Genomic DNA, 22,991 nt, shown 5'->3' with positions numbered 1-22,991 from the left:
CTTACACTTTGTATTTCAAGCTTTTCATTGTCAGAAAATGGATGTGTGGCGTATTTTTTGAGATGCAATTTACGAGCCTGGATGCAAAGCAGATTATGTATGGCTTAACTTTTTGTGATGCTTATGTTAGAATAGCTTCATTATGGAAAAACGCAGTGCCGGACAGGTATATGCGGCCCATATCCTGGTAATGCTTTGCGTAGAATTTAACTTTTCAGAAATGGCAGGTTTTTATATGAAAGTTGTTGGAATTATTGCAGAATACAATCCTTTTCACAGGGGGCATGAATATCAGATCCGTTATGCCAAGGAAACTCTTGGTGCTGATTATGTAATCGTCGCCACAAGCGGGGATTTTGTACAGAGAGGAGCTCCTGCTCTCATGCCAAAACATCTCCGGGCAGAGATGGCTCTTCTTGGCGGTGCCGATCTCGTCCTGGAACTTCCCGTCCAGGTTTCCACTGCCAGTGCGGAGGGCTTTGCCGCAGGCGGCGTAAGCCTTCTGGACGGACTTGGGATTGTGGATGAACTTTGTTTTGGCAGTGAATGCGGCGATACGGAGATCCTTATGGAAACAGCCCGCATTCTTGTGGCGGAGCCTCCTGTATACAGAGATTTTCTCCAGAAAAATCTCCGTGAAGGAATGAGTTTTCCCCTGGCAAGAAGCCGTGCGCTGACAAGTTATGTTACAAAATCTGCCATCTCTGATGTGTCTTTCGGTGACGGACATTTTATTTTTCCGGAGCAGATGGATTCCATCCTTTCTTCCCCAAACAATATCCTTGGCATTGAGTACTGCAAAGCCCTGCTGTGCCAGAACAGCTCCATCCGCCCCCATGCACTTCTCCGAAAGGGAAGCGGATATCACGACTCAGATCTCTCGGATATTTCCGGAGATTTTTTCCCGTCTGCTTCCGGTATCCGGAAACTTCTTTCCACCGAAAGGGATGCCATGGCTTTTTCCCGTTTTATTCCGGCTGCAGCATTTCCGGTCTTTTCCTCTGCACTGGAAAAGAAATGCTGGCTTCTGGAAACAGCTCTGGATCTTCCTCTTCATTATAAACTTCTTCTGGAAACGGAAGAAAGTTTACATCAGTATCCGGATCTTTCCGATGCTCTGATCCGCCGGATTTTAAAATACCTGAACCAGTATGAAAGTTTTTCCCAGTTTGCGGATCTTCTGAAAACCAGAGATATTACACGGTCTGCCATCTGCCGCGGTCTTGTCCGGATCTTTCTGGATCTGAAAGAAAAAGCACCCGGACATATTCCCTATGCCCGGGTGCTTGGTTTCCGAAAAGACAGTGCACCGCTTCTTGGTCAGATTAAGAAAAGCACTTCCATCCCTATGCTTACCAAAGCTGCAGATGCCTCTTCCATCCTTAATAAAGACGGATTAGGGATTTTTAATCAAACCTGCGAAGCTTCAAATCTTTATGAAATGCTTCTCTGCCGGAAAACAGGTCAGCCTTTTGTTCATGAATTCCAGAAACCACCGCGGATTATTTTGTAACCGTAACGGTAATCTCGCTTTTTCCAATGGCTTCCACTGCTTCCCGGATTTTCTCCGGCGGAAGCACCAGTGCGAAACGTACGTAGCCTTCCCCGTGTGGTCCGAAACTTGCTCCCGGTGTTACGATAACGCCTGCTTTTTCCATCAGTTCCATACAGAAAGCCATACTGTCCGTGCGGCCGCCGGGGATCTTTGCCCAGACGAACATGGTGCCTTTTCCATTTGGAAGTTCCCAGCCAATGTCACGAAGTCCCTGGCAAAGTGCATCTCTTCTCTCCTGGTACATCTGGCACTGTTCTTTTACGCTGTCCAGCGGTCCCTCAAGTGCGGCAATAGCTGCTTTCTGAAGTGGCAGGAACATACCGAAATCGATCTGGCTTCTCAGCTTGCGAAGTGCTGCGATCACGTCAGGCCGGCCTACCAGGAAGCTGAGCCTTGCGCCGGTAACATTAAAGGATTTGGAAAGACTGAAGAACTCTACGCCGATCTCTTTTGCTCCTGGTGTTGCAAGAAAGCTTCCGCCAAATGCTCCGTCAAAAATAATATCGCTGTATGCATTATCATGAATAATAAGAATATCATATTTTTTCGCAAATTCCACGATTTCTTCGTAAAGTCCCGGTGTAGCAATGCTTCCTACCGGATTGGACGGAAGGGATACCACCATGTATTTAGCCTTCTTCGCCACTTCTTCCGGGATTCCCTTTACATAGGGGAGAAAGTCATGTTCCGCAACCAGTGGATAGTAATACGGAACTGCTCCGGCCATCAGGCTTCCTGCTGCAAATACCGGATAGCACGGGTCCGGAAGAAGGACGGTTTCTCCCTCGTCACAGAGAGCCATGCCAAGATGTCCCATTCCTTCCTGGCTTCCATAAACGGTCATTACCATATCCGGTGTCAGTTCCACGTCAAAACGTTTTTTATAATAAGTACAGACTGCTTCCAGAAGCTCCGGCAGATCCCGGAGGCTGTACTTCCAGTTGTTGTCATCCATGGCCGCTTCCGCTACGGCTTTTTTGATGTATTCCGGAGTTTTAAAATCCGGGGTTCCCACACTCATGTTATAGATCTTCATGCCCTGAGCTTCCAGCTCCATGCGCCGGTTGTTCAAAGCAGCAAAAATTTCATCGCCAAATCGGTCCAGTCTTTTTGAAAACTGCATATCATTCGTCCCTCTTCCATAATAAAGTCAAAGTGATGGTTCTTCTATTTATCATTCATTATTCCGACAGAAGAATACGGTCATTATCCAGTGCTTTTCCAGCTCCTGTCTTAAACTTCTCAAGGAGACCGTCCACGGTCATGTTCTTCTTCTCTTCTCCTCCAATATCCAGTACGATATTACCAGAATCCATCATCAGGATACGGTTTCCAAGATCAATTGCAGACTGCATGTTGTGCGTGATCATTAAACAGGTCAGCTGATGTTCTTCCACAATCCGTTTTGTGAGATTCAGAACTTTCTCAGCAGTTCCCGGGTCAAGCGCTGCGGTATGCTCGTCCAGAAGAAGTAATTTCGGCGGATTCATCGTTGCCATCAGAAGTGTCAAGGCCTGTCTCTGTCCGCCGGAAAGAAGTCCTACCGGATGACTCATCCGCTCTTCCAGGCCAATGTCCAGTTTCTTCAGTTCTTCACGGAAACGTTCTTTTTCCTGTCGGGTTGTATGAGAAAGCCATCCGCCTTTGCCAGCTGCAAGTGCAAGATTCTCTTCGATTGTCATGCCCGGCGCAGTTCCACGCATCGGATCCTGATAAAGACGGCCGATTTCTTTTGCACGTGCATGCTGTGGCATAAATGTAATGTCTCTGCCGTCCAGCTCGATCGCTCCTGCATCTGTGAGAAAATCACCACAGATTGCGTTGAAAAGTGTTGATTTTCCCGCACCATTGGAACCGATGATCGTAGCAAAGTCGCCTTTTTTCAGTTCCAGGGAAAGATCTTCGATTGCCTTTTTTTCGTTTACAGTTCCCGGATTAAATGTTTTTGAAATATGGCTGATTTTTAACATGGATCATCTGCCTCCTTTTGTATGAGTCATTCTTCTTCGGATCTGCGGCCACTGTTTCTTAAGATACGGACCGGAAATTGCAAGAACAACGATCACAGAAGATACCAGTTTCAGCATAAACGCCGGCATATTGAAACGAAGTGCAATGGTGTACACAAGGCGGAAGATAAAGGAACCAAGCACCATTCCTACCGCCCTTACAAAAATTCCTCCATGACCAAGAAGAGTACCTCCGATCAGCAGAGATGCCAGTGCGATGGTGACCATACCCTGTCCGATGTTGATATCTACGGATTTCTGTGACTGGGACAGAAGGCATCCGGAAAGTGCGGTAAATGCATTTGCCACACAAAGGCCAATCACAGTTGTAAAGACCGGATTGATGGAGGAAGATTTTACCATATCGGAATTATTTCCGGTTGCCCGGATTGCAAGACCAAGTCTTGTTCTCAGGAAAAATACCAGAAATACGATCACAAGGATCACTGCGATGGCTGCAATGATAATATCTTCTCTGCCTTTTAAAGGTGTACCTGCAAGTGCATCCTTCATCATGGTAAATACCGTGGTTGTCCGGTTCATATTAATGAGGGAAGATCCTCCCATGACCGCAATATTTACGGAATATAAGGCCGTATTTACAATGATACCTGCAAGCAGGCTGTCTACTCCCAGCTTTGTCTGCAGTATGGCAGTTACAAATCCCGATGTAACACCTGCTGCCATAGCTGCCACAATGGACAGAAACGGATGTCCGCTTACAGCTACTACAGCTCCTACAGCGGCTCCGAAAGTAAAGCAGCCGTCTGTAGAAAGGTCGCAGACATTCAGCATGGAATAACTAAGGAACAGGGCAAGAACTGTCAGGGAACAGATCAGTCCAAGCTTCAGGGCAGTCTCCCCGAGGGAGAGCATAGTTGCAATCGTCACAGTGATTTCCTCCAATTGGATTTATTTTGTTTCTACTTCGTCGAAGCTTTCTGCAGTTGTGATCTCATTTACCTGTGTACAGAGAGGCTCAAATGCTTTCTTTACGGTATCAAAATCAAGGCCCAGTTCTTTACAGGTTTCTGTATTAACTGTTGCAGTACCATTATCGAATGTTTCCACAGCGGTTTTGGCCGGATCTGCGTTATCCACCAGGATATCTGCGATCATATCGGCTGTTTTCTGTCCAAGGTTTGCATAATCAACGCCATATCCTACAAAGGCACCATTTAATGCAAAGGAGTCAGCACCTGTGTAGTGTGGAATTCCTGCCTCAATAAATTTCTCATAAATAGAAAGTTCTGCTGTCATGATGGTGTTATCAGTAGGTGTAAATACTGCATCCACACCATCTGCGATCAGTGCATCTGCCGCAAGCTGAACTTCATCGGTAGTGGTTCCGGTACGTTCTACATATTCGATTCCCTGCTCATCCAGGTAATCTTTTGCTTCCTGGATTGCTGTTGTGGAGGAATCCTGTCCTACATCATAAAGAAGACCGATTTTCTTTACATCCGGGTTCTGCGCCTGGATCAGTTTCATGATAGAAGAAGTATCCAGGTAATCACTGGTTCCTGTAATATTTGCGCCAGGTGCATCCAGAGAATCTACAAGGCCGGAGCCAACCGGATCCGATACTGCGGAGAAAACAACCGGTGTATCACTTCCCTCTGTAGCAGACTGCATACGCATTGCCACCGGTGTAGCCACACCTACCATCAGGTCAACGTTATCTGCCTGGAAATCGGAGATGATCTGTTCCATAACGCTGGCATCTGCATTGCAGTTATCATAAGATACATCAAATGTGATGCCTTTTTCTTTGCCGATCTCTTCCAGACGGGACTGGATATTGTCTACGATCTGGTTCAGGGAAGCATCATCTACATAATTGCAGATACCTACTTTAAAATCCTCTGCCATAACCGGGCTGGCCACCATCATACTTGTTGCTGCTACTGCTGCTGCGATTACTAACATTCTTTTTTTCATAATTTTGTTCTCCCTTCTTATTTCCGCTTATGATTACTTTTTGTACACCCTGCGGCCTGCTTTTCCGGAACAACTTTTTATGCAACAGAATCTCTTTTTTCCTGTAACACAAAAACCGTCTCAAGCTTATATTATGCTTGAGACGGTAATAAAAGTTCTTTATTATCGCGGTACCACTCAAATTGACGAATCGTCCACTTTCCGGTGTACTAACATACACTCCTCATTGATAACGGGTTCGGTTCCCGTCGGCGCCTACTGTACAGATAAATAGTTCGGGCCGCCCTCGAAAGTCCATTCAACATCTGGTCCCCTGCGGATTCCCACCATCACCGCTCTCTGTGAAGCTTCCTGAAATGTTTACTTCTCTTTCTCACTGGTTTGTTTTTTAAGTTGTGTTTACTTTAGCACATCAACGTGAGTCTGTCAACCCCGAAATGAAATTAATTTCAGAATTAATTTTTAAAACTGTGAATCGGTGCCGGAATTCTTCCGCCTCTCTGTACAAATGCATCGCAGGAGAAGGAATTTACAGGCATGATCGGAGCATAACCAAGAAGGCCTCCGAATTCAACAGTCTCGCCTACACCTTTGCCGATTACCGGAATCAGACGTACTGCGGTTGTCTTCTGGTTTACCATACCGATGGCAGACTCATCGGCAATGATACCTGCCAGTGTGGTAGCTTTGGTATCTCCCGGAACTGCGATCATATCCAGTCCAACAGAGCATACGCAGGTCATGGCTTCCAGTTTCTCCAGCGTAAGCGCTCCCTCATTTACCGCATCGATCATTCCCTGATCCTCGCTGACCGGAATAAAGGCACCGCTTAATCCGCCCACAGCTGCTGCTGCCATAACGCCGCCTTTTTTTACCTGGTCATTGAGAAGCGCAAGTGCTGCAGTTGTTCCAGGTGCACCGGCTCTCTCAAGACCGATTTCCTCCAGAATCTCTGCTACGGAATCACCGATGGCCGGTGTTGGTGCAAGGGAAAGATCCACAATACCAAACGGCACATCCAGACGTTTGGATGCCTCACGTGCAACCAGCTGTCCCACTCGTGTTACCTTAAATGCGGTACGCTTGATCATCTCGCAGAGAGTTCCGAAATCTTCTCCGCGAACCTGCTCCAGGGCTTTCTTGACAACACCAGGGCCGCTGACACCTACATTGATGATGCAGTCAGCCTCTGTAACACCGTGGAAAGCACCTGCCATAAACGGGTTGTCATCCGGTGCGTTGCAGAATACCACAAGTTTGGCACAGCCAAGGGAATCCTGCTCTTTGGTTGCCTCTGCGGTTGCAAGGACGATCTCGCCCATCAGTTTTACGGCATCCATGTTAATACCGGTCTTGGTGGAACCAACGTTTACAGAACTGCAGACACGCTCTGTCTCTGCCATTGCCTGCGGGATGGAGCGGATGAGAAGTTCCTCTGCCGGAGTCATTCCCTTGCTTACCAGTGCGGAATATCCGCCGATAAAGTTCACTCCAACTTCCTTGGCACATTTATCCAGTGTTCTTGCGATGGTCACAAAATCTTCCGGTTTCTTACATGCGGCTCCACCAACCAGAGCGATCGGTGTTACGGAAATTCGTTTATTTACAACCGGGATTCCGTACTCGGTTGCAATCTCATCACCGGTAGCTACCAGGTTTCTGGCTTTTGTGGTGATCTTCTCATATATTTTCTGATTCAGTGCATCCAGGTCAGGATCGATACAGTCTAAAAGGCTGATACCCATGGTAATGGTACGCACATCCAGATTCTCCTGTTCGATCATTTTATTTGTCTCGTTTACTTCAAAAATATTGATCATTTTATTTTCTCCCTGATGATTGGTATAATGCGGATAAAAGCATCCGCTTCGCTACTTGCTCATAATCAAACAACAGTATATCCGTTATTTAATTATACTCGATGCATCATGTTAAAAATATCTTCATGCTGGCAGTGGATCACTACGCCGATCTCTTTGCCAAGATTCTCAAGCTCTTTTGCAAGTGTGCCGCCGTCTTTTTCACATTTTGCTGTGTCTGCGATCATCATCATGTTGAAGTACCCCTGAACGATGGTCTGAGAAATATCCAGAATATTAACCTGATTCTCTGCAAGGTATGTACAAACCTTTGCGATAATTCCTACTGTGTCATTTCCTACTACTGTGATAATTGTCTTCTTCATCGTTTTTTCCTTTCTACACTGTGATTATTTCTGATATGTGATCCCTCTTCGCTACCTGGATCTTAAAATCCCTGGAACGGTACGGGTTGTCACCAAGTGTCACCTCCGAGCACACAGTCTCGTAGGCAAGTTCTTCATAGTTGTTTTCTCTGCTTAAATGGCCGAGAAAAACCGCCTTCAAATTATCATGAAGGATCCTACAAAGCAGGCGGCCTGCATTCTCATTGGAGAGATGGCCTCTGTCTCCTAAGATTCTCTGTTTCAGATAATAAGGGTATTTTCCAACCTGGAGCATGCGGATGTCGTGGTTGGCTTCCAGAAGCACCGCATCCAGATTCTCCAGATTTTTTACAATGTAATCGTTATATTTTCCAAGGTCTGTGGCAATACCCACAGAATGTTCTCCGCATTCCAGGCGGTAACCTACCGGCTGTGCCGCATCGTGAGGAATGGTAAAAGGATTTACTGTCAGATCTTTAATCTCAAACGGCTCATCTTCCCGGATCTCGTGGATCAGCCCCTCCGGCATTTTTCCAAGGGATTTCATCCGAAGCATGGCGTCTGCAGTCCCGCCTGTGGTGTAGATGGGAATTCCGTATTTTCTGGAAATCACTCCCAGGCCCTTGATATGGTCGGAATGTTCATGGGTGATCAGGATTCCGTCCACGTCTTTCCCGGTAAGATCCAGGGAATTCAGGCCTTTTTCGATGCTCTTCCCGCTGATCCCCACATCTACCAGGACATGTGCCTCCTCAGAGCCCACATAGATACAGTTGCCACTGCTTCCGCTGGCAATACTACAAAGTCTCATTTCTCTCTATCCCTTCTCTGATCTGTCTCCGGGTATCCGAAAGATCTCCATTGTTTTCGATTACATAATCCGTATGTTCTCTGAAAACCTGGTCGGATACCTGGTTTCGGATAATGCCAAGAGATTTCTCCCTGGAATAGCCGCGGCTTTCCATCAGGCGCTGGATCCGGATCTCTTCTTCTGTATACACATACCAGACTTCATCACAGAATTCCTGATAATTTTCTTCCAGAAAAAGGGCAGCCTCCACAACGCAGATTCCTCTTCCCGCTTCCTTCTGTTCTCCAAGAAGACGGAGGATTCTCTGTTTTACGGCCGGATGAATGATCCCGTTTAATTTCAAAAGCATATCCTTATCTGTGAATACTACATCAGAAATCCTTCTCCGGTCAATAGTTTTATCTTTTTTTATGATTTCTTTTCCAAACAATGCGATCACCGCATCGTAACATTCTTCTCCCGGTTCCATCAAAATATGGCCAAGCTGGTCTGCCTGAATCACATATGCCTGAAACTCTTCTTCCAGGATTCCAAGTACTGTACTTTTTCCGGCGCCTACTCCGCCGGTTACTCCGATCACTCTCATTTATTTCGCCTCATACCAGCTGTCGCCCTGATGCATATCCACGTCAAGTTCCACTGCAAGATCTGCGGCTCCCTTCATCTCTTCTTCCAGAATGCGGGAAACGATCTCGATTTCTTCCTTCTTTGTCTCGATCAGAAGCTCATCGTGTACCTGAAGCACCAGTCTTGAGCACAGGCCTTCTTTTTTCATTCGTTCATAAACATGGTTCATGGCGATCTTGATGATGTCCGCCGCTGTTCCCTGGATCGGGGAATTCATAGCCACACGCTCGCCGAAAGAACGCTGCATGAAATTGCTGGATTTCAGTTCCGGCACCGGTCTTCTTCTGCCAAACATAGTCGTTACGTAACCGTGTTCTTTTCCGTCTTTTACCAGACCATCCAGAAATCCCTTGATCTTCGGGTAAGTTTCGAAATATTTTTCGATGTAGGCTGCTGCCTCTTTTCTGGTAATACTTAAATCCTGGCTCAGTCCGAAAGAACTGATTCCATACACGATTCCGAAGTTTACAGCCTTGGCATTTCGTCTCTGAAGCGGTGTCACCTCATCAAGGGGCACATGGAATACCTGAGATGCGGTAAGGCGGTGAATATCCTCTGCTTCCCGGTAAGCCTGGATCAGTTTTTCATCCCCGGACATATGAGCCAGCACACGAAGCTCGATCTGGGAATAATCTGCATCCAGAAATACAAATCCCTCCTCCGGCACAAAAACCTTACGAATCAGTCTTCCCAGCTCCATACGTACCGGAATATTCTGAAGATTCGGATCTGTGCTGCTGATACGTCCGGTTGCAGTGATGGTCTGGTTAAAAGTGGAGTGAATTCGTCCATCTTTTCTGATCACATTTCCAAGCCCGTCTGCATAAGTGGATTTCAGTTTGGTCAACTGACGATACTCCAGAATATCTTTTACAATGGCATGATCCGGCGCCAGTTTATCCAGGATATCCGCTGCTGTGGAGTAACCGGTCTTGGTCTTCTTTCCGCCGGGAAGTCCCATTTTTTCAAAAAGAATCACGCCCAGCTGTTTCGGGGAATTGATATTAAATTCCTCCCCTGCTTCCTGCCAGATGGTTTTTTCCAGCTCCTGGATACGGACTTTGAGTTTTTCGCCGTAACTTTTAAGTTCTTCCCCTTTAACGGAAATTCCCCATTTTTCCATGGAATCCAGAGTAAAGACAAGAGGAAGTTCGATCTCATCATAAACCTTACGCATGCCTGTTTCGTCCAGTTTTTCAAGGAGAACACCCCGGGCCATGCATGGCACAAACGCCTGATAGCAGGCATAGTTTCCAAGACCCTCCATCTCTTCTTCCCAGGCTTTTTTCAGGGAAGTTTTCCCAAGAAGGTCTTCTTTTGCCGGGAGCATCATGCCGTCCAGATATTCTCTGGCGATATCGTCATGGGTATAGGCAGACTTCAGAGGATTCAGAAGATACGCCGCAACCCCTGCGTCAAAAACTTTCTCCGGATTTTCCAGAGGAACATGTTTAAGTACTGCTTTGATGTCCATGGCACAGAGCAGCGTTCTGTCCGCCAGGGTTTTCAGCTTTCCGCAAAGGTAGTCTCCGGTAAGAAGTCCTCCCACCGGAATCTGATAGATTTCTTTTTCATCTAGGACCAGTCCCACGGTATACACCTGATCCGGGTCTGCAAGAACAGAAATACCCACCTGCTCCTTCCTGGCTGCTTTCTCAAACAGGGCCTCCACGCCGGAAAGATCATTGCAGGTAAAAAATTCCAGTTCCATGGAGGAATCCGCTGCCGTAACCGGGTCAAAACGGTTCAACATATTCTTAAATTCCAGTCGTTTGCACAGTTCATAAGCTTCCGGAGTATAGGGATTCTCCACTTTCGCTTTTTCGTAGGAGAATTCCAGGGGACTGTCTGTGTTGATAGTTGCGAGTTCTTTGGAAAGCTGTGCCATATCATAATGTTCACGGAGAGATTCTTTTGCCTTATTGGGCTTTACTTCTTCCAGATGTTCATGGGCATTCTCAATGGAACCGAACTGCACGATCATCTTGGTTGCGGTTTTTTCTCCAACGCCCGGAATTCCCGGGATATTATCGGAACTGTCCCCCATCAGAGCTTTCAGTTCTATGATCTGTGGCGGCGTTACCTGATATTTCTCAATCACTTCCGCGGTATGATAATCCTCAATGGTGGTCTTCCCCCGGACAGTCTTCGGCAGCCGGATCAGTACCTTATCTGTGGCAAGCTGAAGAAGATCCCGGTCTCCGGAAAGAATGGTCACATCCATGCCTTTCGCTTCACTTCTTCTGGCAACCGTTCCAAGAAGATCGTCTGCCTCATAGCCTTCCATAAACATCATGTTGATCCCCATGGCAGAAAGCATCTCCTTGATCAGCGGAACCTGTTCCCGAAGCTCCTCCGGCATAGGTTTCCGGGTGCCTTTATAAGCTTCATAGCGCTTATGTCGGAATGTCGGTGCACTCAGGTCAAAAGCAACGGTAAGGTACTCCGGTTTCTCTTCCTCCATGATCCTGAACATAATGTTCAGAAATCCATATACCGCTCCTGTATGGCGTCCTTCTGCATTGGTAAGATCCGGAAGTCCATAAAACGCCCGGTTCAGAATGCTGTGTCCGTCAATCAGTAATATTTTTTCACTCAAAATCAAATTCCCTCCTTCAGTTCCAGAATCACGAAAATGAGAAAGATCACCAGTGCTGCGATCAGAACGCAGAAAGCTGCTGCCGCAATTGCTCTGCGGATTTTTCTTCTGCGGATATATCTCCTGGATTTCCGGATATCCTCCTCCAGAAGTTCCTTAAAGTCCAGAACGGAATCCTCCTGTTTCTCATCCAGCTGCTGCATGGCTTTATGCACAATGAAATATGTGGCAAGCTCATCGTAGCAGGAGGAACAGTTCTCTATATGTTCCAGAAAATCCTCCAGATCATTTAACGGCAGCGTATGATTGATATACTTGTTAACCATTCCCTCTGCAATACGACAATTCATATTTTTCCCTCTCTTTGCTGCTTCGTAACGTTAATGCTATCATTATAGCGAATTAAACGGTGAATGACAAGGGCGGTTTCCTGTGGTATACTTGAAGTATCCCGGGCAGTTCCCTTACAAAGCATCTGCCCGGGTCAAAAATCCGAACAGGGAGGATCCATATTATGAAATCTATCGCAATTGTTACAGACAGTAACTGCGGCATGTCACCTGCCCAGGCAAACGAACTTGGCATCTACATGCTCCCAATGCCATTTTTTATAGATGATAAAGAATATCTGGAAGACATTGACATGAACCAGGCACAGTTTTTCCAGCACCTCGAACAGAATCCCAGTTGCAGGGTTTCCACCTCACAGCCCACACCGGAATCGGTCACTACCCTCTGGGACAAACTTCTCAAAGACTATGACGAGATCGTACATATTCCCATGTCCAGCGGCCTTTCCAGTTCCATGCAGACTGCCCACATGCTTGCAGAAGATTACGACGGCCATGTACGTGTGGTAAACAACCAGAGAATCTCCGGAACTTTACGCTACTCTGCCATCGAAGCCATCCAGCAGGCCAAAAACGGCCTCTCCGCCGATGAGATCGGAACCTGGCTGGAAGAAACCCGTTTCGACTCCAGCATCTACATCACCGTGGCAACCCTGAAATACCTGAAACAGGGTGGACGCATCACCCCTGCAGCTGCAGCCATCGGAACCATGCTTCGCCTGAAACCGGTTCTGCAGATTCAGGGCGAAAAACTGGACGCCTTCTCCAAAGCCCGCACCATGACCCAGGCCAAAAACACCATGACCAAAGCCATCAAAGATGATATTGCAAACCGCTTCGGAGAAAAGATCAACCTGGATATCATCCACTCCCACAATCTGGAAGCAGCTGAGGAATTCCGAAAAGAAGTCCTCACCAGCTTCCCGAGCATCGGTGAAGTCAATATCTTTCCACTGTCATTAAGCGTCTCCTGCCACATCGGCCCGGGAAGCCTGGCTCTCACCTGTTCTAAGGTACATCCGGAAATCTGGTAAACAATCTGAACAATTTATATTTTTACAACAAAAGCGGAGCCCCAGGGCCCCGCTTTCTTCTTACTGCCTTGTTTCATTTTCCTGAATTTCTTCAATCTCATCCGGTTTTTCATTCAGAATCTTCATAAACTCCTCACCAGTAATTGTTTCATGCTCATACAGATACTTGGCAATCTCATGAAGCTTTCCGATATTATCCGTCAGGATCTTCGTAGCCTTCTCATGCTCCCGTCTCACAAGCTCCACAACCTTCTTATCCAGAAGCGTCTGCGTCTCAAAAGAACAAGTCAGGCTGGCATCTCCTCCAAGATACTGGTTGCTTACATTTTCCATGGCAACCATATCAAAATCATCACTCATACCATACCGACTGATCATCGCCCTGGCAATCTTGGTCGCCTGCTCAATATCATTGGATGCACCAGTGGTAATGGAATGGAAAATCAACTCCTCTGCTGCACGGCCACCTGTAAAAGTAGCGATCTTATTCTCAAGTTCTTCCTTGGACATCAGGAAATGTTCCTGCTCATCTACCTGCATGGTATAACCCAGCGCACCGGAAGTACGCGGAATGATCGTAATCTTATGGACCGGTGCAGAATCTGTCTGCTTGGCAGCAACCAGTGCATGTCCAACCTCATGATAGGAAACGATCAGTTTCTCCTTGTTGGAAAGCACACGGTTCTTCTTCTGATATCCGGCAATAACAACTTCAATACTTTCTTCAAAATCCGCCTGTGTGGCAAATTTCCGTCCGTCACGGACTGCACGGAGAGCCGCCTCATTGACAATGTTGGCAAGTTCTGCACCGGAAGCCCCAACTGCAGCCTTGGCGATCTCGTCAAAACGGACACTGTCTGCAATCTTGATCTTCTTGGCATGGACTTTCAGGATCTCCTCACGTCCCTGCAGATCCGGAAGCTCAACCGGGATCCTTCTGTCAAAACGTCCCGGACGAAGAAGTGCCGGATCAAGGGAATCCGGTCTGTTGGTAGCCGCCAGGATCACAACACCCTTGGAGCCGTCAAAACCGTCCATCTCCGTCAAAAGCTGGTTCAGTGTCTGCTCACGCTCATCGTTTCCGCCGCCCATTCCGGAGCCGTCACGTTTCTTGCCGATGGTATCGATCTCATCAATAAATACGATACATGGTGCCTTCTCATTGGCCTGTTTAAAAAGATCACGGACCTTGGCAGCACCCATACCCACAAACATCTCCACAAATTCCGAACCGGAAATTGAGAAAAACGGAACCTCCGCCTCACCGGCAACTGCCTTGGCAAGAAGAGTTTTACCGGTTCCGGGAGGGCCTACAAGAAGGGCACCCTTCGGCATGGAAGCACCGATTTCTCTGTATTTCTCCGGATTATGAAGGAAATCTACAATTTCCGTCAAAAGCTCCTTGGCTTCATCCTCACCGGCAACATCTGAAAATTTGATTCCCGTAGAGGATTTCACATAAACCTTGGCATTGCTTTTGCCAAAGGACATCATTCCTCCCGGTCCTCCGTTTCCCATGGAACTCATCATCTTCTTGCTGAGCCAGCGTCCCAGGAGAATAAAAATTGCGATCGGGAGTACATATCCCAGGATCAGAGATAAAAGCAGGGACTGTCTCTGAGGTGCAGTACCCTCTATACTTACGCCCGCATCGTAAAGATGGGATACAAGATCCTGATCCTCTACAGATACCGTCTTACAATAGACATCATTTCCATCTACCTTCATCGTATAATAGATATAATCAGAATTAATAGTTGCTTCATATACTTTTCCTCTGTCTACAGCTTTCAGGAAGGTGGTGTAATCGGTCTCTTTTACACTTCTCTCAGAAAGAGCAGGAAGAGCAAAAACATTCAGCAGAACAATAATTACGACCGCAATAATGTAATATACATACAGCGGCCGCTTCTCTGGTTTTTTTGAATTCAGATTCATGCAGTCTCCTCCGTTATCTTATAGTATATTGCTATATCCACAGTGCTATATCAGGTGGTACAGCCTTGTAGTACACTCTACCACTTTTTTCAGTCAATTTCAAGGATGCCTCATCCGATTTCATAAACTTTTTAGAATTAAAAATATTTCCAAATAATACCTTTATTCTGAAAAAATCCTTGCAAGCCACCTGATACTGTGCTATTATAATAAATGGTTATGCCGCTGTGGCGGAATTGGCAGACGCACTTGACTCAAAATCAAGCGGAGCGATCCGTGCCGGTTCGAGTCCGGCCAGCGGCACTATCGTATAAGACCTGACGGAGAGATCTGTCAGGTCTTTGTCATATAATACAAAAAATCACGAAAGGAACAAAAACAATGGAAAAAGACAAAAGCTTTTTAGGTACAGAACCTGTGGGAAAGCTGCTTCTGCGTCTCGCACTTCCCACAGTAGCCGCACAGCTCATTAACATGCTCTACAACATTGTAGACCGTATCTACATTGGCCACATTCCCGGAAATGGTGCTCTTGCTCTTACCGGTGTAGGCGTCTGTATGCCACTTATTATGGTAGTATCCGCGTTTGCCGCCCTTGTTGGAAATGGCGGCGCTCCCAGAGCCAGCATCTTTATGGGAAAAAATGAAACAGAAAAAGCCGAACAGACCCTTGGAAACTGTTTTTCCATGCAGATCATCATCTCCCTGATCCTGACTACTATCCTGCTTCTCGGAAACCGCAGTTTTCTTCTTGCCTTCGGCGCCAGCGCAAACACCATTGACTATGCGGTAGGCTACATGAATATCTATGCAACAGGAACCATCTTTGTACAGCTGACCCTTGGTATGAATAATTTCATCACTGCCCAGGGCTTCGCAAAAACAGGAATGCTCTCCGTACTAATCGGTGCGGTTTCCAATATTATCCTGGACCCGGTTTTTATTTTCGGGTTCCACATGGGTGTCCGGGGCGCTGCTCTGGCAACAGTAATCTCCCAGGCATTTTCCTGTATCTGGGTGCTCGCTTTCCTCTTTGGAAAAAAGACCTTCCTGCGGCTTCGAAAAAGCACCATGAAACTGAAAGCCGAAATTCTTCTGCCCTGTATGGCCCTTGGCTCTTCTCTCTTTGTCATGCAGCTCAGTGAAAGCATTATCTCTGTCTGCTACAACTCCTCACTCTTAAAATACGGCGGGGATGTTGCCGTAGGAGCCATGACCATCCTCACCAGCGTCATGCAGTTTGCCATGCTTCCTCTTCAGGGACTTGGTCAGGGTGCACAGCCTATCATCAGCTACAACTATGGTGCACGTAACGAAAAGCGTGTACGTTCTACATTTAAGCTTCTTGTAAAAACAAGTGTTTCTTATTCCGTGATCCTGTGGCTGATCATTATGATCTTCCCGCAGATCTTTGCCGGAATGTTTACTTCGGACAGTACATTACTTGCTTTCACAAAGACAGCTCTCCGGATCTATATGGCAGTTGTGTTTATCTTTGGTATCCAGATTGCCTGCCAGATGACCTTTATCTCCCTTGGCAGAGCCAAGGATTCCATCATTGTGGCTATTGTCCGGAAATTTGTGCTGGTCATCCCGCTGATCTATATCCTGCCCAATATTTTCCGTGCTGATCAAACAAATGCAGTTTATATGGCTGAGCCGGTTGCAGATATCCTGGCTGTTACCTTCACTGCCATCCTGTTTTTCTTTGAGTTTAAAAAAGCCATGGCAGAAATCTCCGGCAGCAAGACGCAGTAACCCTGCATTTGACCCTGCCAGCGATCTTACAGTTCTTACCAGACGCTTAAATATAAAACAGCCTTCCTGCATCATTACCAAGATGCATGGAAGGCTATTTCTATATCTTTCTGCTATTTTATTTCAGTTCGTCTTCATCCTGAAGAAGTTTTTCAAAAACAGGGAAGCAGTCAAATGTTGCAAAATAATCTCTTGGTGTCTCGGCACGGCGGATCATCTCAAAGCTGCCATCCTCATGAAGAAGGATCTCTGCAGATTTCAGTTTACCATTGTAGTTATAGCCCATTGCAAAACCATGAGCGCCTGCATCGTGGATCACAAGGAGATCTCCCATGTCGATCTTCGGAAGCATACGGTCAATGGCAAATTTATCATTGTTTTCGCAGAGGGAACCTGTCACATCATATTTATGGTCACATGGCTCGTTCTCCTTACCCATAACGGTAATATGATGGTAAGCACCATACATCGCCGGACGCATCAGGTTTACCGCGCAGGCATCTACACCGATGTACTCTTTGTGTGTATGTTTCTCGTGGATGGCTTTTGTAACAAGGCAGCCATACGGTCCCATCATGAAACGTCCAAGTTCTGTGTAGATTGCAACATCGCCCATTCCTTCCGGAACAAGAACTTCTTCGTAAACCTTGCGGACACCCTCACCGATCACACGGATATCGTTCGGCTCCTGATCCGGTTTGTAAGGAATTCCGATTCCACCGGAAAGGTTGATAAATTTAATGTGTGCGCCTGTCTCTTTCTGAAGTTTTACAGCAAGCTCGAACATAACCTTCGCAAGCATTGGATAGTAATCGTTGGTTACTGTATTGCTGGCAAGGAATGCATGAATTCCGAATTCTTTGGCACCTTTGGATTTCAGGATGCGGAATGCATCAAAGATCTGCTCGGTAGTCATTCCGTATTTGGCATCTCCAGGATTATCCATGATACCGTTGCTGATCTTGAATACTCCGCCTGGATTGTAACGGCAGCTGATCACTTCCGGAATTTTTCCGAGAGCTCTCTCTACGCTCTCAATATGTGTGATATCATCAAGGTTGATGATTCCACCAATCTCATCTGCATATTTGAACTCTTTCTCCGGTGTATCGTTGGAAGAGAACATGATATCGCCTTTTTTGCAGCCTACTGCCTTTGCCATCATAAGCTCTGTTGCAGAAGAGCAGTCACAGCCACAGCCATACTCCTGCAGAATGTTGATCAGATACGGGTTCGGGGTTGCTTTTACCGCAAAAAACTCCTTGAATCCTTTATTCCATGCGAAAGCTTCTTTCAGGGCTTTTGCATTCTCACGGATTCCCTTCTCATCATAGAGATGGAAAGGGGTCGGGTATTTCTCGGTAATCTCGTTGAGTTTTTCAAGTGTCACAAATGGTACTTTTTTCATAATAACTGCATCTCCTGTTTTCCGACCGCGGTTCCATATGAACCCCCGGTCTTATTCTGCCTCGATCACGTGCATCATATTTGTCACTGCACCATGACCGTTTGTCATGTTGGTCGCAGGGTCTCCTGCTGTAAATACAACAAGGTCTCCTTTATGGATCAGATGACGGCTGCGGACAACATTCATAGCCTGAGACATGATATGGTCCGTGGTATCTCTCTGATATCCTTTCAGAGGTGTTACACCCCAGATCAGCTGAAGTTTGTGCTGGATGGTTGAGTTCGGTGTAATGGCATAGATCGGAACCTTCGGGCGGAAATTGGAAATCAGTCTGGCTGTATTTCCACTCATGGTCGGTGTCACGATGGCATTTGCCTTCAGATTCTTCGCAGTGCGGACTGTTGCAAGTGCAACTGCACTGGAGATCTTCTCTCTTCCATCCATGGAACGATGTTCAATAAATACCTTATAATCCAGATGCGGTTCTGTCATCTCTGCGATCTCCGCCATCATCTGAAGAGCATCAACCGGATATTTACCAGCTGCTGTCTCACCGGAAAGCATGATCGCATCGGTTCCATCGTAGATCGCATTGGCAACGTCCGCTACCTCCGCACGTGTCGGGCGGGGATTACGGATCATGGAATCCAGCATCTGTGTTGCTGTGATAACCGGTGTATAATGTTCATTACATTTACGGATGATCTCTTTCTGGATGTGCGGCACCTGGCTTGCAGGAATCTCCACGCCAAGATCTCCTCTGGCAACCATGATACCATCCGATGCTTCAATGATGGAATCAATGTTCTCAACACCTTCTGCATTCTCAATCTTCGCAATAATACCGATGTCCTTTCCACCGTTATCATTCAGAAGTTTACGGATCTCACGGATCACCTCTGCGGAACGGACGAAAGATGCCGCAATGAAATCAAATTTCTGCTCGATACCAAAAAGGATATCGTTCTTATCCTGCTCTGTGATACCCGGAAGATTTACTTTTACGTAAGGAACATTTACGCCTTTTTTCTCTCCCAGCTCACCACCGTTTAAGATATCACAGATGATATCGGTTCCTTTGATCGCCTTAACTTCCAGCTCGATCAGACCATCATCAATAAGAATCTTGTTTCCCGGTTTCACGTCTTTATAAAGTGTCTCATATGTGATGGCAACTTTTTTGTCATCACCTTCAAAATCACCGATTCCAAGTACAAACTGGTTTCCTGACTCCAGTTTTACCTTCTGTCCGTCCTTTAAAAGTCTGGTACGGATTTCCGGTCCCTTTGTATCAAGAAGCATCGCGATCGGCATATCCAGCTCCTCACGAAGCTCTTTGATCATGTCCACACGGCCCTTCTGCTCCTCGTGGTCTCCGTGAGAAAAGTTGAATCTGGCAATATCCATTCCATTCTCCATAAGAGACTTCAGAGTTTCTCTGTTGTTGCTGGCAGGTCCAAGTGTACAGATGATCTTTGTTCTTTTCATAATTGAATATCCTCCCTCTTTTTTTACGTTTTACTGTACGTGTTTGTGCGTAAATAAATGATCCTGGCAATATTCATAATTTCCCTTGCACTTTGAGCAGAAGCGGAACTCCAGATTTGGATCATCCTTTTCGGTACGTCCGCAGATCGCGCATTTATGCTTGGCAATTCCATCTGGTCCATAGCCCGTTCTGGTCGGAGCCATGGCCTTCTTAAACTGCTGTCTCCTGTGAATCTCCTTCGGATTGTAACGGTTCATATCCCGCGTACTGAAATAAAAGATCACAAAATTCAAAAGTGATGCTACAATCGGCACAACGCCTACCCAAAGTCCAACTCTAAGATATGATACGATATCCCACGCAATAAACAGTCCATATACAAATGCCATCCATTTCATCTTGATGGGGATCACAAACATAAGCAGCAGCTGAAGATCCGGATATGTGACTGCATAGGCAAGGAAAATGGAAAGACTGATATAATATGTGGTAAAAATGCCACCGCCAAGAGAATAGGTAATCCCATTCATCATCACATAGCCACCTGTAAATACATACAGAAGCACTGCCGCGATCACAGTAAATAAAAGTCCTGAAAAAATATACAATGTATACCGGAAAGTCCCCCAGGTACGTTCCAGAGAAGTACCAATCGGATAATAGAAGAAAAAGATTGCGAGAAGGAACATCACAAGATTACCGGTTCCTCCCACACTGGACGGCGGATAAATCACCCATGTCACCAGTCTCCAGATCTGTCCTTTCATGACCATGGACATATCAAGACTCAGCATATCCAAAACTCCCGGAGCAAACATGGCCAGAAAATATCCCAGCACATAACATCCGATGATGTAAACGGTCAGATTGGGTATTCCGAATCTTCCAAACTTACGTTCTAGTTTGTCGATAAATTTCATTAAAATCTCCTTTCAGAAAACTTTTGAAAATCAGAAAAACCGCTTCTTGGAAAGAATGATCGCTGCCACAACACTGATTGCCACAGAAAACAGGATAATGATCAGAAAGCCCCATGGACTCTGTGATAACGGCATACCGGAACCGGCCACGTTCATTCCGTAAGCACTGAACACGATAGTCGGAATGCTCATAACAATGGTAATAATCGCCAGTACTTTCATGACAATATTCATATTATTGGAGATAATAGACGCAAAAGCATCCATGGTTCCGTTCAGGATTCCACTGTACACATTTGCCATTTCGATCGCCTGTTTGTTCTCAGTGATGACATCTTCCAGAAGATCCGTATCTTCCGGATATTTTTTGATACTGTCTATCTTCAGAAGCTTCTCCAGCACAACCTCGTTGGACCGGAGGGATGTGATAAAGTAAGTCAGGGATTTCTGCAGTTCCAGAAGCTCAATCAGCTCCTCATTTCTTGTGGAAAGATGCAATTTTTCTTCCACCTGCTCACTTTTCTTGTCGATGATACGCAGATAACGCAGATACATACTTGCATTTCTGTAAAGGATCTGGAAAATAAAACGGGTCTTCATATAGGTAAAAAAGCTCCGGACTCTTCCTTCCATAAATCTGGTCAGAACCGGTGTGTCCTCCAGACAGATGGTAAAGATCATAGACCCTGTCACAATGATACCAAGCGGTATGGTTCCATACCAGTCCTTGTCATTACGTTCCTCGATCATAGGAACGTCAACCAGGATCAGTGTATAATTATCCTCAACTTCGATACGTGACCGTTCTTCCTCATCCAAAGGGGATCGTAAATCGTCAACCTCTATATCAAACTTCTCGGAAAATTCAAAAATCTCTGTTGCCGTCGGATTCGTCAGCGCAATCCAGCAGCCGTCCTCCGGTTCCTGTATCTGGTGGATGGCTCCGTCTATTGTCTTGTAAATCCTTACCACGATTCCCACTTCCCTTCTTTTGCTTTTCTTTTGCCAGGGCAAAATTCATTTTTATTATAAATAGTCAAAATAGCTTTGTCAATTCATACATTTTCTTTTTAAAAAAGCTTTTAAATGATTTCACAGGATCTTTACATAAAAATTCATTCTGTTTTCCACGTTCTTTACATTTTTTCCGGCTTCCTATATAATGATTCCAGAATTCCAACGAAAGGAAGTTATACAAATGAGTCAGTCATCATTCGGAAAAAAATTCGTAGTTACTACCTGGGGAGAATCTCATGGCAAGGCTATCGGTGCAGTTCTCGACGGCTGCCCCGCAGGTCTTTCTCTCTGCGAGGAAGATATCCAGGTTTTTCTTGACCGGAGGAAACCCGGCCAGAGCCGCTACACAACTGCCCGTAAAGAAGGGGATCTGGTTGAAATCCTTTCCGGAGTTTTTGAAGGAAAAACTACCGGCACACCGATTTCTCTTCTGATCCGCAATACCGACCAGCGTTCCCGGGATTACGGAAATATTGCATACTCCTACCGCCCCGGTCATGCAGACTTTACCTTTGACCAGAAATACGGTTTCCGCGATTACCGTGGAGGCGGACGTTCTTCCGGAAGGGAAACCGCCGGACGTGTGGCAGCCGGTGCCATTGCCATCAAGCTTTTAAATGAACTTGGCATTACGTTTACCACCTACGCAAAATCCATCGGTCCTGTGGAAATCCAGTCTTTCTCAGAAGAAGAAATCCGAAACAATGCCCTCTGCATGCCAGATGCCGACGCGGCAGAAAAAGCATCCGCCTATCTCGAACAGTGTCTCAACAGCCAGGACAGTGCAGGCGGTGTTATTGAATGCCGGATCAAAAATGTTCCTGCTGGTCTGGGTGATACGGTTTTTGACAAGCTGGATGCCACTCTTGCTCATGCGATCATGTCCATCGGTGCTGTAAAAGCTGTTGAGATCGGTGACGGTATTAATGTGACACGTCTTACCGGTTCCGAAGACAACGACGGTTTTGTCCAGAAAGACGGCATCATTTCCAAGACCTCCAACCATGCAGGCGGTATCATGGGCGGTATGAGTGACGGCAGTGACATTATCCTCCGTGCCCATATCAAACCAACACCATCGATCAGCCAGCCCCAGTCCACCGTAACCAGCTCCGGCGAAAATCTGGAGCTTGAGATCAAAGGACGCCATGATCCTGTTATTGTTCCACGTGCCGTAGTTGTTGTGGAAGCCATGGCAGCTCTCACAATCACCGATGCACTTTTTGCCAATATGAGCGCACGCATGGACCGCATCCACGAATTCTATCGCAGATAAAACCGCCCTTATTCCTGAAAGATCCGTGGATTCATCCGTAATGCCAAATGCTTTTCCAGCAAAAAACAGACTCA

The 22,991-nt window shown here is 46.3% G+C and carries 19 protein-coding genes, 1 tRNA gene and 1 other annotated feature; of the genes, 5 read left to right on the top strand and 15 right to left on the bottom strand.

Going from position 1 to position 22,991, the window contains the following annotated elements; all coding sequences use genetic code 11:
* Positions 1-142: 142 nt before the first annotated feature.
* Positions 143-1,513, top strand: a complete 1,371-nt coding sequence (locus tag GPK88_RS15605; protein WP_252197788.1) for a tRNA(Met) cytidine acetate ligase — start codon at positions 143-145, stop codon at positions 1,511-1,513.
* Here the strand turns inward: GPK88_RS15605 and GPK88_RS15600 are convergent.
* The 10 genes from GPK88_RS15600 to GPK88_RS15555 form a co-directional block, all read right to left on the bottom strand.
* Positions 1,503-2,678, bottom strand: a complete 1,176-nt coding sequence (locus tag GPK88_RS15600) for a pyridoxal phosphate-dependent aminotransferase (RefSeq protein ID WP_148447165.1) — start codon at positions 2,676-2,678, stop codon at positions 1,503-1,505. The two genes, GPK88_RS15605 and GPK88_RS15600, sit on opposite strands and share 11 nt — an antisense overlap.
* A 58-nt stretch (positions 2,679-2,736) precedes the next feature.
* Positions 2,737-3,525, bottom strand: coding sequence for an ABC transporter ATP-binding protein (locus tag GPK88_RS15595; protein ID WP_148447167.1), 789 nt, complete (start codon positions 3,523-3,525; stop codon positions 2,737-2,739).
* Positions 3,526-3,528: 3 nt separating this feature from the next.
* Positions 3,529-4,440 carry an ABC transporter permease gene (locus tag GPK88_RS15590; RefSeq protein WP_148447253.1) on the bottom strand — a complete coding sequence of 304 codons (912 nt, stop codon included), beginning with the start codon at positions 4,438-4,440 and terminating at the stop codon, positions 3,529-3,531.
* Positions 4,441-4,476: 36 nt separating this feature from the next.
* The gene (locus tag GPK88_RS15585) at positions 4,477-5,505 is read right to left on the bottom strand and encodes an ABC transporter substrate-binding protein (protein ID WP_148447169.1); all 1,029 of its coding nucleotides are present in this window, start codon (positions 5,503-5,505) and stop codon (positions 4,477-4,479) included.
* A 135-nt stretch (positions 5,506-5,640) separates the two neighbouring features.
* Positions 5,641-5,891: a binding site (T-box leader), on the bottom strand.
* A gap of 69 nt (positions 5,892-5,960) precedes the next feature.
* Complete coding sequence (locus tag GPK88_RS15580; RefSeq protein ID WP_148447171.1) at positions 5,961-7,325, bottom strand: PFL family protein; 1,365 nt, start codon at positions 7,323-7,325, stop codon at positions 5,961-5,963.
* A 92-nt stretch (positions 7,326-7,417) separates the two neighbouring features.
* Positions 7,418-7,690: an ACT domain-containing protein gene (locus GPK88_RS15575; RefSeq protein WP_021977683.1), complete on the bottom strand. Its 273-nt coding sequence runs from the start codon at positions 7,688-7,690 to the stop codon at positions 7,418-7,420.
* Positions 7,691-7,703: 13 nt separating this feature from the next.
* Positions 7,704-8,501, bottom strand: a complete 798-nt coding sequence (locus GPK88_RS15570) for an MBL fold metallo-hydrolase (protein ID WP_022427103.1) — start codon at positions 8,499-8,501, stop codon at positions 7,704-7,706.
* Positions 8,488-9,087: a dephospho-CoA kinase gene (gene coaE / locus GPK88_RS15565; RefSeq protein ID WP_021977685.1), complete on the bottom strand. Its 600-nt coding sequence runs from the start codon at positions 9,085-9,087 to the stop codon at positions 8,488-8,490. The genes GPK88_RS15570 and coaE overlap by 14 nt, the downstream gene beginning before the upstream one ends.
* Positions 9,088-11,727 (bottom strand): DNA polymerase I, encoded by a 2,640-nt coding sequence (gene polA / locus GPK88_RS15560; protein WP_173762612.1) that lies wholly within the window; start codon positions 11,725-11,727, stop codon positions 9,088-9,090. It abuts the gene before it with no gap.
* Between the two features lie 2 nt (positions 11,728-11,729).
* On the bottom strand, positions 11,730-12,077 hold the full coding sequence (locus GPK88_RS15555; protein ID WP_148447177.1) for an anti-sigma factor: 348 nt from the start codon (positions 12,075-12,077) through the stop codon (positions 11,730-11,732).
* Positions 12,078-12,241: 164 nt separating this feature from the next.
* On the opposite strand from GPK88_RS15555, the gene GPK88_RS15550 reads away from it, so the two are divergent.
* A complete protein-coding gene (locus tag GPK88_RS15550; RefSeq protein ID WP_195567409.1) occupies positions 12,242-13,111 on the top strand; it encodes a DegV family protein in 870 nt (289 codons plus the stop codon).
* Between the two features lie 60 nt (positions 13,112-13,171).
* Here the strand turns inward: GPK88_RS15550 and ftsH are convergent, their stop codons facing one another.
* A complete protein-coding gene (ftsH, locus tag GPK88_RS15545) occupies positions 13,172-15,049 on the bottom strand; it encodes an ATP-dependent zinc metalloprotease FtsH (RefSeq protein WP_174095856.1) in 1,878 nt (625 codons plus the stop codon).
* A gap of 221 nt (positions 15,050-15,270) precedes the next feature.
* On the opposite strand from ftsH, the gene GPK88_RS15540 reads away from it, so the two are divergent.
* Both GPK88_RS15540 and GPK88_RS15535 read left to right on the top strand, forming a co-directional pair.
* Positions 15,271-15,352 (top strand) — tRNA-Leu (locus tag GPK88_RS15540).
* 78 nt (positions 15,353-15,430) lie between these two features.
* Complete coding sequence (locus GPK88_RS15535) at positions 15,431-16,807, top strand: MATE family efflux transporter (protein ID WP_173762609.1); 1,377 nt, start codon at positions 15,431-15,433, stop codon at positions 16,805-16,807.
* Positions 16,808-16,925: 118 nt separating this feature from the next.
* Here the strand turns inward: GPK88_RS15535 and GPK88_RS15530 are convergent, their stop codons facing one another.
* From GPK88_RS15530 to GPK88_RS15515, 4 genes are read right to left on the bottom strand one after another with little or no spacing between them, the layout of a single operon-like run.
* Positions 16,926-18,215 carry a diaminopimelate decarboxylase gene (locus tag GPK88_RS15530; RefSeq protein WP_118071640.1) on the bottom strand — a complete coding sequence of 430 codons (1,290 nt, stop codon included), beginning with the start codon at positions 18,213-18,215 and terminating at the stop codon, positions 16,926-16,928.
* A 51-nt stretch (positions 18,216-18,266) separates the two neighbouring features.
* On the bottom strand, positions 18,267-19,703 hold the full coding sequence (gene pyk / locus GPK88_RS15525) for a pyruvate kinase (RefSeq protein ID WP_148447185.1): 1,437 nt from the start codon (positions 19,701-19,703) through the stop codon (positions 18,267-18,269).
* Between the two features lie 30 nt (positions 19,704-19,733).
* Positions 19,734-20,624: a DUF1751 domain-containing protein gene (locus tag GPK88_RS15520; protein ID WP_148447187.1), complete on the bottom strand. Its 891-nt coding sequence runs from the start codon at positions 20,622-20,624 to the stop codon at positions 19,734-19,736.
* A 30-nt stretch (positions 20,625-20,654) separates the two neighbouring features.
* Positions 20,655-21,596, bottom strand: a complete 942-nt coding sequence (locus GPK88_RS15515) for a magnesium transporter CorA family protein (RefSeq protein WP_173762608.1) — start codon at positions 21,594-21,596, stop codon at positions 20,655-20,657.
* A gap of 226 nt (positions 21,597-21,822) precedes the next feature.
* Between GPK88_RS15515 and aroC the strand changes: the two genes are divergently transcribed.
* Positions 21,823-22,917, top strand: a complete 1,095-nt coding sequence (gene aroC, locus GPK88_RS15510; RefSeq protein ID WP_148447189.1) for a chorismate synthase — start codon at positions 21,823-21,825, stop codon at positions 22,915-22,917.
* The last annotated feature ends 74 nt before the right edge of the window (positions 22,918-22,991 follow it).

The sequence above is a fragment of the Blautia sp. MCC269 genome (assembly GCF_018785655.1).
Classification (GTDB): domain Bacteria; phylum Bacillota; class Clostridia; order Lachnospirales; family Lachnospiraceae; genus Blautia_A.
The sequence above is the reverse complement of the archived record's forward strand: the minus strand, read 5'-3'. Positions and strand labels throughout refer to the sequence as shown.